Source organism: Actinotignum stranguriae, from assembly GCF_051265215.1.
Taxonomy (GTDB): domain Bacteria; phylum Actinomycetota; class Actinomycetes; order Actinomycetales; family Actinomycetaceae; genus Actinotignum; species Actinotignum schaalii_C.
Genome location: NZ_JBOZCJ010000006.1, coordinates 67,454 through 79,169, shown reverse-complemented (window position 1 = coordinate 79,169; position 11,716 = coordinate 67,454). Strand labels below are relative to the sequence as shown.

Genomic DNA, 11,716 nt, shown 5'->3' with positions numbered 1-11,716 from the left:
GCGCCGTGCCTGCCTCAGCTATCCAAGCCGTAGCCGCGGGCGGTGAGCTCCAAGCACGCCAGTGATTCTTCATGCGAGGTGGCCTGCACCGAAATCATGAGCTCATCGGCCTGGGCATCCCGGGCGAACGTGCGCAGATACTCGCCCACCTCGGTCGCATTACCCACCGCGGTGTAGCGGAGCATATCGAGGATCTGGCGGCCCTGCGCGCTGTCCAGCACCGCAGCAAGATCCGCATCGGAAATATCGCGGCCGGGCGCCCCGCGCAACAGCATATTGCGAACCCGAGCCCGCTTGACCCGCTCAAATTCCCGCGCGGCAGCCTCCGACGTTTCCGCCGCGGTCACATTTACCGCCGCAATGACATAGGGGTGGGCAAGGGCTTCGGAGGGCTGGAAATTCTCCCGGTAGTGGGCGATAGCCTCGTGGAGCAGGCGCGGAGCGAAATGAGAAGCAAAAGAATAGGGTAGGCCCAGCTGCGCGGCCAGATCCGCCCCGAAAAGCGAAGAACCCAGAATAATGAGGGGGACGTGGGTGCCCTGGCCCGGATAGGCCGCCACGCCCGGTACCCGGGAAGTATCCCCGAGGAACCCCTGGAGTTCCATCACATCACGGGGGAAGTTCTCATAGGCGCTAGCATCGCGGCGCAGCGCGTAGAGGGTGCGGCTATCGGTGCCCGGTGCCCGCCCGAGCCCCAGATCGATACGGTTCGGGTACATCTCCGCAAGGGCCCCGAATTGTTCAGCAACGACGAGCGGAGAATGATTGGGGAGCATGACACCGCCCGCACCCAGCCGAATCCGTGCGGTGTGGGAGGCGACGTAGCCGATGATAATCGCGGGGGAGGAGGAGATCACCGTGGGCATATTGTGATGCTCGGTGTACCACACCCGGGTGTATCCCAAAGCCTCGGCGCGCTGGGCGAGGTCCACACAGCGGTGCAGGGCCGCGGCGGGGGCTTCGCCGTCGTACCGCGTAGCGAAATCTAACACTGACAAAGGAACATTCATGGCAACTCCCGTGACCGATATATCCATATCCATTATGGTCCAAGGACTATACTTGAGCAGAGTTTATTGTGAAGGAGAGACGTGCCTATTTCTTCCGCTGAGGAATCGCGCGCCATTATTCCGGGCGCCACACCGCCCGAGCGTATCCGCAACTTTTGTATCATCGCGCATATTGACCACGGAAAATCCACGCTAGCTGACCGGATGCTCCAGCTCACCGGCATCGTGGAACAGCGCGAGATGCGCGATCAGTACCTGGACCGGATGGATATTGAGCGCGAACGCGGCATCACCATCAAATCGCAGGCCGTGCGGTTGCCGTGGTCGGTGGAGGGGAAAGCTTACGCCCTCAATATGATCGATACCCCCGGCCACGTGGACTTCTCCTATGAAGTGAACCGTTCGCTGGCGGCCTGCGAAGGCGCGGTGCTGCTCGTGGATGCCACCCAGGGGATTGAGGCGCAAACTTTGGCCAATCTCTATATGGCCATGGAAAACGACCTCACGATTATTCCCGTCCTCAATAAAATTGATTTGCCTTCCGCGCAGCCGGAAAAAATCGCGGAAGAAGTGGCGTCCCTGCTCGGTGTGGAACCGGAGGAATGCCTAGCCGTTTCCGGGAAAACGGGGGCGGGCGTGCCGGAACTGCTGGACCGGATCGTCGCGGAGATTCCCGCGCCCTCCGGGCGCCCGGAGGGGCCGGCTCGCGCCATGATTTTCGATTCTGTTTACGATATTTATCGCGGGGTCGTCACCTATGTGCGTGTGGTTGATGGTGAGCTAACTACCCGCTCGAAGGTGCGGACCATGGCTACCCGCACCGAACATGAACTCCTGGAACTGGGCGTGATCTCCCCGGAACCCACCCCCACCACCGCGCTGGGTGCCGGGGAAGTGGGGTACCTCATCACCGGGGTGAAGGATGTGCGCCAAACCCGCGTGGGAGATACCGTGACCGGCGCGCGGGAGAGTGCCACCGAAGCCCTGCCCGGCTATCTCGATCCGAAACCGATGGTGTATTCCGGGATCTATCCTATGGACGGCTCTGATTTCCCGAATCTGCGCGAAGCCCTGGAAAAGCTCAAGCTCAATGATGCCTCGTTGGTGTATGAACCGGAAAGCTCAGTGGCCCTCGGTTTCGGTTTCCGCTGCGGCTTCCTGGGATTGCTCCACTTGGAGATTATCCGCGAACGCCTCGAGCGGGAATTCGACCTCGATATTATTGCCACCGCGCCCTCGGTGATCTACCGGGTCATCACAGACGCCGGTGAAGAACTCACCGTCACCAACCCCTCGGAATTCCCGGAAGGGAAAATTCGGGAGATTTACGAGCCGACCGTGCGCGCCACGATCCTGGCTCCTTCCGATTACGTAGGCTCCATTATGGAGCTGTGCCAGGAACGGCGCGGGGCGCTGCAGGGCATGGATTACCTTACGGCCGAACGGGTGGAGATCCACTACGTGCTGCCGCTAGCGGAGATCGTGACCGATTTCTTTGATCAGCTCAAGTCACGCACGAAGGGCTACGCCTCCCTCGATTACGATATTGCCGGCGAACAGCCCTCTGATCTAGTCAAGGTCGATGTGCTCCTCAACCACGAACAGGTGGATGCTTTCTCCGCTATCGTCCACAAAGACAAGGCATATTCCTACGGCAATGAGATGACGAAGAAACTCAAAACCCTCATTCCGCGCCAGCAATTCGAAATCCCGGTGCAGGCCGCGGTGGGTTCGCGCATTATCGCCCGCGAAACTATTAAGGCCCTGCGTAAGGACGTGCTGTCCAAGTGCTACGGCGGCGACGTCTCCCGTAAACGCAAGCTGTTGGAAAAGCAGAAGGAAGGCAAGAAGCGCATGAAGTCCATCGGGCGCGTGGACGTGCCCCAAGAAGCTTTCGTGGCAGCTCTCACCTCCGAAGCACCCACGGGGAAGTAAGCATGGCCGAGTCTCCCGCACCAGATCGCTCCCAATGGCGCATCCGCTCCTTCTCCCTGCGCGGTTCCCGCCTGGGTGCGCGCCACGAAGAAACGGTGGCCCGCCACCCCGAGCTTTTCGTGCCGCTGGCACCCGGCCCCCAGGCCACCACGGTTGCCCTCGATGCGCGCTGTGACCTCACGGAAGTTTTTGGCCGCGCGGCCCCGCTCGCCGTGGAAATCGGTCCGGGTTCGGGCGAACACGGGGTCTCCTTCGCGCAGCGCCACCCCGAATATAATGTGCTGCTCGTCGAAGCGTGGGCTCCCGGCGCGGCGCGCTGCGTGGCCAGTATTCTGCGTGCGGGCGTAACGAACGTGCGGGTGCTGGAGGCCGACGCCGCCCAGGCGCTCCCCGTCCTCTTTGGCCTGGAATGCGCGGGCCTGGTGCGCGGGGAGGATGTGACCACGTGCGGGCCGGAGCGCAGCGCCACCCATCCGAATGCTGCCAATCCGCGCGTCGAGCAGGTGTGGACATTCTTCCCCGATCCCTGGCGCAAAGCCCGCCACCACAAGCGCCGCCTGGTGGCCGCGCCTTTTGCCACGGTGGTGGCCGGGATGCTCCGGGAAGGAGGCGCGTGGCGGCTGGCCACGGATTGGGATAATTACGCCTGGCAGATGCGCGACGTCGTCGAAGCATCCCCGTACTTCACGAATCCGCATGCCGGTGAACGCCCGAACCCCGCGGATCCCACCCCGGAGCGCGGCGGTTTCGCACCGCGGTGGGAAGAACGGGTTTTGACTCGTTTTGAGGAACGCGGCATTGCGGCCGGGCGCACCATCCACGATATTCTCGCGGTGCGAGCCTAGTCTCCGATGGCTTCCCTTCCGCACGGTGAGCCGGCTCCGGCTTCCGGCATCCTCCCGAACCCGGATGTGAGCGCCGGTTTCTCCGCTTACGTCCACATTCCTTTCTGCACGGTGCGCTGCGGGTACTGCGATTTCAATACCTACACCAAGCCGAGCTTCGGGCCGGGGGCGGGCCGCGATGATTTCCCGGCGTCCCTCGCCCGTGAAATAGCGCTCTCGCGCGCGGTTCTCGACACCGGCACCAATCGCGCCGCGCTGCGCACCGTATTCTTCGGGGGCGGCACGCCCACCCTGTTGGACGCCCGGCAGCTCGTCTCGGTGCTCGCGGATCTCGCAAGCGCTTTCGGCCTGGCTGAGGGTGCCGAAATCACCACGGAATGCAATCCGGAATCCGTGGACCGCGCGGCCCTCGCGACCCTGCGCGCCGGCGGTTTCACCCGCATCTCTTTCGGGATGCAATCAGCCGTACCCGAGGTGCTGCGCACCCTCGACCGCCAGCACAGCCCCGGGCAGGTAGAACGCGTATGCGCGTGGGCGCGCGAGTTGGGCCTGGAGTATTCCCTCGACCTCATTTACGGTGCGCCCGGGGAAACAATGGGGCAGTGGCGCACCTCCCTGGCCGCGGCTCTTGCCCTCGAACCGGCGCATATCAGTGCCTACGGACTCATGGTGGAACCGGGAACCAAAATGGGCATGCAGGCCCGCCGCGGCCTCATTAGCCTCCCCGATCCGGATGAGCTCGCCGATAAATACGAGGTCGCGGACGATATTCTCAGCGCGGCCGGCTACCGCTGGTACGAAATTTCCAATTGGGCCCGCCCCGGTCACGAATGCCGGCACAATTGCTATTACTGGGAGAACGCGAATTGGTGGGGTTACGGCCCCGGCGCGCACTCGCATATTAACGGGGTACGGTTTTGGAACGTCAAACACCCGCGCGCGTACGCGGATCGCGTCTGGGCTCGCGGGATTGGAAACGACGACGGCGCCGCCGCGCCACGCGCGGCGGGCGAGGTAGCCATGAGCCACTCGGCGATTAGCTCGCCGGCCCTGGAGCGGGAAATTCTCAGTCCGGCTGAACAACGCGAAGAAAAAATCATGCTCGGTATTCGGATGAGCCGGGGAATTGATATTCCGCGGGGCGTGGATGCCGCGGTGGTGGCGGGTCTGGTTCGCGATGGTTTAGTAGAGGCAGAAATAGCGCGCTCCGGGCGCCTTGTTTTGACCCGGCGCGGGCGGCTCCTGGCTGATACCGTAACCCGGGCGCTCTGGTAGCGCAGTGGGTAGTTATGCGTGGCGGCGGCGAATCCGCAGCGAAGGCCGCTTGATCCCGAGCCGGTAGCGGCGCTTGGGCGCACGCCCGATGAGGAAGATCCCGAGCAGCATAATAATGGCGCCCAACCATTGCAGGGCGGAGAGCCGTTCTCCAACCAGTAGCGCGGAAAAAATAATGGCACTCAGGGGCTGAATCAAAATAAGGGTAGCGGCCACCGAGGGATTAACGAGGGGCATACTTGCCTGGCAGAACAACCATCCCAGTACCTGGCTGGAAAGCGCGATAAGAATCATCCATCCCCAGGAACTCGCTGAGAGTGCGAGGGTGAGAGGCCCGTGGGTGGCAATGAGCAGCGGGGTGGACACCACCGTGGTTACCAGGCAGACGATCGCCATGGCGGTGCCCTGATGGTGCGGAGAATTTGTGCGCCCGGTGAGGACCACGTAGACGGTATAGGTCAGGCCCGCGAGCGCGGAGAGGATAATGCCGCGTACCAGATCGGATCCGCCGGCGCCGTCGAGAATACCGGAAAGTAAGAAAATCCCGCCGAGGGAAAAAGGCGCGGCCACGAAAAACATCCACGGGACCCGGTTGCGGAAGAAAATCCAGGCGACCAACGGTACCGCGAGGGCCTGCACGTAATTGACCACCACAGCGGAAACCGAGGGGCCGGCTAGTAGTACCGACGGCGTCCACAAGGCCATATCCACCCCGAAGCACACCCCGCATACCGCGTAGAGCAGCAGGTCAGCGCGACGCATCGGCCCGTACTGGCGCCATTCATGGACCACCATGGGCAGTAGGGCAAGGAAAGCGAGACCGAAGCGGAAGAACACAATCGTGGTGGCGTTTTCTCCCGATAGCGTGATGAAGGGAGAGACAAGTCCCACGAGAACCGAAGCGACGGCGAGGGTGCCGCGCGGGGACGCAACAGCGATTTTGTCCACGACGGAGCGGCGCTGGGAGGCCACGTGATCACAACTCCTGATAGGGGTGAAGAAGAACCGAAACAACGAGGGCAGCGGCTCCGGCCGGGACCGGATAGGCGCACGCAGCAAGGATATACCCTGAGGGCCTAGGAATCGTAGCGCTACCGGGTGCGTCCTCGCGCTACCGGGTACGCCTTTCCCTACCGGGTGCCGGCAGCGGTCACGAAATCAATGAGTTCTTCCATGCGGCCCAGTAGCGCGGGCTCAATATCTTTATACGAATGCACGCAGCTAAGAATCCGGGCCCAGGCCCGGCCAATATCTTCCGCGGTTTCGTGCGGCCAGCCGAGCCGGCGCAGGGTACCCACTTTAATATCTTCCCCGCGCGGTACCTCCGGCCAGGCGCGCAAGCCCACGGCGGCAGGTTTAATCGCTTGCCACACGTCGATATAGGGATGGCCGAGCACGAGCACGCCCGGGCCGGCCACCCGCGCCGCAATCCGAGATTCTTTGGAACCGGGCACCAGGTGATCTACCAGTGCACCCAGGCGATGCTCATTATCGGGAGCAGTTTCCCGCACTACGGACTCCAGATTATCCACCCCGAGTAATTCTTCGACCACCACCCCTTCGAGAGCCAGATCTTCACCCCAGATCTTGGCCACCAGTTCGGCGTCGTGCTTGCCTTCTACCCAGATACGCGAGGCGCGTGCTACGCGCGCCCGCGCCGTGACGTGAAAAGATCCGGACGCGGTTAAGAGCCGGCCGCGCGGGGCCTCCACTTTCGGGGTGGTGATTTCTACCGGCTCACCCTCGATCCAATAACCTTTGCCCAGCGGGAAGGAACGGCGCACCCCGCCGCGGCCCTCCACTTCCATCTGCCAGCGGCCGGCTACTTTCCCTACCGAAAGCACCTCGCCCACGAAGCCGGAGGCCACATCCTCGATGAGGAGGCCGGGGGCGGCCGGAACGGGGCGGGAGGGGCGGCGGTGGTCGTGCGGGTCGCGGGCGAGGACGTCGTCGCCGTAGCGATCAGGCATTCCGGTAGCAGAGAACATCACGCTCTAAGGGTATGCGCTCCCGGGCGTCCCCGCGTAGAATTAGCACTCGAAGGTATAGAGTGCTGAGCGGGGAGGAAGAACACAGGTGGCGGCAGAAGATCGGCGCGGGCGCGTTCTTGAGGCGATTGTGCGCGATTACGTCACCACCCGCGAACCGGTGGGATCCAAAGCTCTGGTAGAACGCTACGCGCTGGGAGTGTCCCCGGCTACCGTGCGTAATGATATGGCGGTCTTGGAAGAAGCCGGGCTGCTCACCCATCCGCATACCTCGGCCGGGCGCATCCCCACCGATGCCGGCTACCGCGCGTTCGTAGATTCCCTTACTACCGTCAAGCCGCTTTCGCGAGCGGAACGGCGCGCTATCAGTCAAATCCTTGATGCCGCGGTGGATCTTGATGATGTGCTGGATCGCGCCGCGCGATTGCTTTCCCACCTCACCCAGCAAGTCGCGGTCATCCAATACCCGGCGCTGGATAAAGCAGTGTTGCGCCACCTGGAACTCATTTGGCTCGGCGCTACCCGTATTCTCCTCGTGGTCATTACCAGCGCGGGGCGGGTAGAACAGCGCGTTATCGCGGTGCCTGCGCACCTGGAAGGTCTCGATGTGGACGCGGTGAGCCGGGAGGTAACTACCCGCTGTAACGGCCAGCCGTTGACCACCGCGGTTGCGGTACTCGCAGAGATCGCCGAACGCAGCGAACCGGAGGCTGCCGCAGCTCTGCGCGATATCGCGGCGGCGCTCACCACCGCGGTGCATACCGGTGCGGAGGATCGCCTCACCATGGCCGGCACCGCCAATCTTTCGCGCCATTCGGTGGATTTCCTGCACTCGATTTCTCCGGTGCTGGATGCCTTGGAAGAACAGGTGGTGCTCTTGCGGCTCCTCGCCGCAATGGAAACTGATGTGGCGGTGTCCATCGGGGCGGAAAACGATCATGAGAATCTGAGTGAAACCTCCGTGGTTTCCTCCAGTTACGAAGTCGCCGGGCACGAAGTTGCCCGAGTGGGCGTCGTCGGCCCTACTCGAATGGACTATCCCGGGAATATCGCGGCGGTACGTGCCGTTGCCCATTACCTATCCGGTATTCTGTCCGGGCAGTCCTAAGTACGGTGATACACGGTAGGGAGCACGGCGTTTGAACGGGCACTCCTCAGCTAGATAGCGCGCCGGCGCGGTCAGGGCGCAGAAAAGAACAAAGACGGGAGAAATGTGGCTGATTTTTACGAAACCCTCGGGGTGGAACGCGATGCGAGCCAGGAGCAAATCCGCAAAGCGTACCTGCGCCTCTCGCGCAAATTACACCCGGATCACGCCGGTCCGGAAGCCGCCGAACGTTATAAAGAAGTCAACGAAGCGTATACGGTGCTCTCCAACCCGGACTCGCGCCGGCAATACGACCTCGGCGGACTCGGCGGGGGAGCCGGGGCTGGCGGTTTTGGTTTCGATATGAACGATATCTTCTCCACCTTCTTCGGGGGAGCGGGTATGCGCGCGGGCGGTCCGGCCCCGCGCGGGGAACGCGGGCGTGATGCGCTGCTCGGTTTGAGCATCGAGCTCTCCGACGTGGTCTTCGGAGCCCAGCGCCAGGTCAGTGACTCCTTCTTCAGCGTGTGCCCTACATGTGCGGGTAGCGGCTGCGCGGCCGGTTCCCAACCGGTCACGTGCGGGGCCTGCCAAGGCCAGGGCATGGTTCAGCAAGTCACAAATTCCCTCTTCGGGCAAATGGTTACCCAGGTGCCCTGCCACACCTGCGAGGGCCACGGTACCGTCATCGCGGACCCCTGCCGCCCCTGCCACGGCACCGGGCGCATCCGCCAAGAAAAAACCCTCACCGTGGACATCCCGGCCGGAATCGAGAACGGAATGCGTATCCGCCTGCGCGGCCAGGGCGATGCCGGAACCTTCGGTGCCCCGGCCGGTGATATTTTTGTGGAAATCCGGGTAGCGGAACACCCTATTTTCCAGCGGGTGGGCGAAGAACTCCTCGGTGAAGTTCAGGTGCCCATGACCTTCGCGGCCCTGGGCGGAACCGTCACCATTCCGACCCTGGACGGGGACCGCGAGCTGGAGATTCCCGCCGGGACCTCATCCGGCGTGGTCCTCACCCTCAAAGGCTTGGGGGTTGCCCGTTTGCGTGGCAAGGGCCGCGGGGATATGCGTATCACCGTTGCGGTGACAACCCCAACAGACCTCGATGAACGCCAGCGCGAGCTCCTGCGCGAACTGGCCGAGCTGCGCGGGGAAAGCGTGCAGGATGCTCAGCTATCCGAGCAGGGCAAATCCTTCTTCGATAAATTGCGCGAAAGGTTGAGTTCGCTGTGACGCTCCCGCTTTTCTTCGCTGACTTCCCCGCCACCCGGCCCGGGGGCGGAGCCGGCGCATCCCTCCGGGTAGGCCAGGAACTCAGTCTCACCGGCGAGGAAGCTCGCCACGCCAACGTCATGCGGATCCGGGTAGGGGAGGAGGTTCTGCTTTCCGATGGGGAAGGCCGCCGTGCCCGGTGCACGGTGAGCGTCGTCGCCAAAAATGAGGTGCGCGCCCGCATCGAGGCCGTGACCGCGGAGCCGAAACCGGCCGGGCCCATCACCCTGGTGCAGGCCCTTGCCAAGGGCGGCCGCGATGAACAGGCGGTGGAAACCTGCACCGAATACGGGGTGTGGGATATCGTCCCGTGGGAAGCGGCCCGTTGCGTTGCGTCGTGGAAAAACAAGAAAGAAAAAGGCCGGGCTCGCTGGCAGGCCACCGCACGCGCGGCGGCGAAACAATCGCGGCGCAGCTATATTCCGCGTATCCGTTCATTAAGTACGACGGCGCAGCTGCCCCGGGCCCTCGCCGGGAGCACCGTGTTCATCTGCCATGAGGAAGCCGAGGTTACCCTGGCAGAAGCGGTAACCCGCGGAACGGTGAGCCTCGCGCACGTGGCCGGGCCCGTGGCCGTGATTATCGGCCCGGAAGGCGGGATTGCACCGGAGGAGATGGAGGCATTGCAGGCGGCGGGCGCTATCCCGGTGCTCCTGGGGGCGCATGTGCTGCGCAGCGCCTCCGCCGGGGCCTACGCACTGGCAAGTATCGCCACCGTGCGGGCGCTGGGCGCGCTACTATAGGACGTAATGACGCATACAGAACACAGCCAGCGCACCATTGTTGTGCCGGACCGAGTTTCCATGATTCAGCTGCTCGGGCATCGTGATGACGTCCTGCGGACCTTGGAAGAACGGCTCGCCCCCACCACTATTCACGTGCTTGGCCACCGGATCACCCTGACCGGCGCGGCGGCCGAGCTTGATTTTGCCGAATCGCTCCTCGGGGAATTAATCGACGTCGTTGCCGAAGGTGAAATCCTCACCCGTGACGCAGTGGCCCGCGCCGTTGATATTGCGCGCGCCGGCGTGGCGCATCCCACCACGCTGCTGCACACCGATATTTTATCCAAGCGCGGTAAAACTATCCGCCCGAAAAGCCTGGGCCAGAAGGCGTACGTGGACGCAATCGACACCCACGATATTACTTTCGGGATCGGTCCGGCCGGCACCGGGAAAACCTATCTCGCCATGGCCAAAGCGGTGGTGGCACTCAATGACGGGCAGGTCAAACGTATTATTCTGACGCGCCCGGCGGTGGAGGCCGGGGAATCCCTGGGATTTTTGCCCGGTTCCCTCACCGATAAAATCGATCCGTATCTGCGCCCGCTATACGATGCCATGTACGACATGCTCGATGCCGATTCCATTCCGAAACTCATGGCTGCCGGCACCATTGAGGTGGCGCCGCTGGCCTATATGCGCGGACGCACCCTCAATGATGCTTTCGTGATTTTGGACGAGGCGCAGAACACCACACCCGAACAAATGAAGATGTTTCTCACCCGGCTCGGCTTCAACTCTAAAATGGTGGTGACAGGCGATATCACCCAGGTTGATCTCGGGGCGAATAAAGTTTCCGGATTGCAGGTGGTGCGTCGGATTCTGCGTGATGTTCCGGGGATTCATTTCTCGGAGCTGAGTTCGGCGGACGTGGTGCGCCACCGCTTGGTTGCCGAAATCATCGACGCCTATGCCCGCTGGGATTCCCGGCAACGTTAGCGCGGGGCGGTAGCGGTAGTGTCACGGCGTGAATGGCGGCAGAGCTGTTTCGGGGAAAGCTAGGGAACGGTTGTCAGGAAAGACCACATGATTGAAGTAAATGACGAATCGAGTTTTAGTCCGGCTGCGGATCTGGAAGAGATCTCGGAGCTGGCCACGTATGTCCTCGATAAGATGCGGGTGCATCCCATGGCGGATCTATCTATCGTGCTCCTCGACGAGGATGCCATGGCGGATCTCCACGTGACGTGGATGGATCTGGAAGGCCCCACGGATGTCATGTCCTTCCCCATGGATGAGGTGCGCCCGGCACCACCGGGTGAAGAACCGCGCCCGGGAATGCTCGGTGATATCGCTGTATGCCCGCAGGTCGCCAGCCGCCAGGCTCACGCCATGGGGCACTCCACCGCGGAGGAGATTCTCCTCCTCGTCACCCACGGGATTCTGCATCTGCTCGGCTACGATCACGCAACCCCGGAAGAAAAAGACACCATGTTTGCTTTGCAACGCCAACTCCTCCTCGTGTTCCTCTCCGAACGCGGGGGAGGCGATCCGCGCCCCACGGAGGTGTAAGAAA

The 11,716-nt window shown here is 62.7% G+C and carries 11 protein-coding genes; 8 read left to right on the top strand and 3 right to left on the bottom strand.

Features of this window, described 5'->3' with window-relative positions:
- Window positions 1-14: 14 nt before the first annotated feature.
- Entirely contained in the window at window positions 15-1,043 is a 1,029-nt protein-coding gene (locus tag ACRQEG_RS03750; RefSeq protein ID WP_274733027.1) for an LLM class flavin-dependent oxidoreductase, read from the bottom strand.
- A 48-nt stretch (window positions 1,044-1,091) separates the two neighbouring features.
- On the opposite strand from ACRQEG_RS03750, the gene lepA reads away from it, so the two are divergent.
- The 3 genes from lepA to hemW are packed head-to-tail and all read left to right on the top strand — an operon-like array spanning window position 1,092 to window position 5,065.
- The gene (lepA, locus tag ACRQEG_RS03745) at window positions 1,092-2,945 is read left to right on the top strand and encodes a translation elongation factor 4 (protein WP_126134519.1); all 1,854 of its coding nucleotides are present in this window, start codon (window positions 1,092-1,094) and stop codon (window positions 2,943-2,945) included.
- Window positions 2,946-2,947: 2 nt separating this feature from the next.
- On the top strand, window positions 2,948-3,790 hold the full coding sequence (gene trmB / locus ACRQEG_RS03740; protein WP_274733030.1) for a tRNA (guanine(46)-N(7))-methyltransferase TrmB: 843 nt from the start codon (window positions 2,948-2,950) through the stop codon (window positions 3,788-3,790).
- A 6-nt stretch (window positions 3,791-3,796) separates the two neighbouring features.
- Window positions 3,797-5,065, top strand: a complete 1,269-nt coding sequence (gene hemW, locus ACRQEG_RS03735) for a radical SAM family heme chaperone HemW (RefSeq protein WP_274733032.1) — start codon at window positions 3,797-3,799, stop codon at window positions 5,063-5,065.
- 12 nt (window positions 5,066-5,077) lie between these two features.
- Here the strand turns inward: hemW and ACRQEG_RS03730 are convergent, their stop codons facing one another.
- Window positions 5,078-6,037: a DMT family transporter gene (locus ACRQEG_RS03730; RefSeq protein ID WP_126134516.1), complete on the bottom strand. Its 960-nt coding sequence runs from the start codon at window positions 6,035-6,037 to the stop codon at window positions 5,078-5,080.
- A gap of 158 nt (window positions 6,038-6,195) precedes the next feature.
- Window positions 6,196-7,053, bottom strand: coding sequence for a DUF3097 family protein (locus tag ACRQEG_RS03725; protein WP_274733127.1), 858 nt, complete (start codon window positions 7,051-7,053; stop codon window positions 6,196-6,198).
- A gap of 88 nt (window positions 7,054-7,141) precedes the next feature.
- Between ACRQEG_RS03725 and hrcA the strand changes: the two genes are divergently transcribed.
- The 5 genes from hrcA to ybeY all read left to right on the top strand — a co-directional run bounded on the left by hrcA (window position 7,142) and on the right by ybeY (window position 11,712).
- Window positions 7,142-8,161, top strand: a complete 1,020-nt coding sequence (gene hrcA, locus ACRQEG_RS03720) for a heat-inducible transcriptional repressor HrcA (RefSeq protein ID WP_126134515.1) — start codon at window positions 7,142-7,144, stop codon at window positions 8,159-8,161.
- 105 nt (window positions 8,162-8,266) lie between these two features.
- The gene (locus ACRQEG_RS03715) at window positions 8,267-9,379 is read left to right on the top strand and encodes a J domain-containing protein (RefSeq protein WP_126134514.1); all 1,113 of its coding nucleotides are present in this window, start codon (window positions 8,267-8,269) and stop codon (window positions 9,377-9,379) included.
- Entirely contained in the window at window positions 9,376-10,161 is a 786-nt protein-coding gene (locus ACRQEG_RS03710; RefSeq protein WP_435733785.1) for a 16S rRNA (uracil(1498)-N(3))-methyltransferase, read from the top strand. Before ACRQEG_RS03715 ends, ACRQEG_RS03710 begins: the two co-directional genes overlap by 4 nt.
- A gap of 6 nt (window positions 10,162-10,167) precedes the next feature.
- Window positions 10,168-11,139: a PhoH family protein gene (locus tag ACRQEG_RS03705; protein WP_126134512.1), complete on the top strand. Its 972-nt coding sequence runs from the start codon at window positions 10,168-10,170 to the stop codon at window positions 11,137-11,139.
- 87 nt (window positions 11,140-11,226) lie between these two features.
- Window positions 11,227-11,712 (top strand): rRNA maturation RNase YbeY, encoded by a 486-nt coding sequence (gene ybeY / locus ACRQEG_RS03700; RefSeq protein ID WP_274733039.1) that lies wholly within the window; start codon window positions 11,227-11,229, stop codon window positions 11,710-11,712.
- Window positions 11,713-11,716: the final 4 nt, after the last annotated feature.

Excerpts from the sequence above, each read along its gene's own strand:
- ACRQEG_RS03750 (WP_274733027.1), bottom strand. The coding sequence starts at position 1,043 with ATGGATATGGATATATCGGTCACGGGAGTTGCCATGAATGTTCCTTTG.
- trmB (WP_274733030.1), top strand. The coding sequence starts at position 2,948 with ATGGCCGAGTCTCCCGCACCAGATCGCTCCCAATGGCGCATCCGCTCC.
- hemW (WP_274733032.1), top strand. The coding sequence starts at position 3,797 with ATGGCTTCCCTTCCGCACGGTGAGCCGGCTCCGGCTTCCGGCATCCTC.
- ACRQEG_RS03705 (WP_126134512.1), top strand. The coding sequence starts at position 10,168 with ATGACGCATACAGAACACAGCCAGCGCACCATTGTTGTGCCGGACCGA.
- ybeY (WP_274733039.1), top strand. The coding sequence starts at position 11,227 with ATGATTGAAGTAAATGACGAATCGAGTTTTAGTCCGGCTGCGGATCTG.
- ACRQEG_RS03725 (WP_274733127.1), bottom strand. The coding sequence starts at position 7,053 with ATGTTCTCTGCTACCGGAATGCCTGATCGCTACGGCGACGACGTCCTC.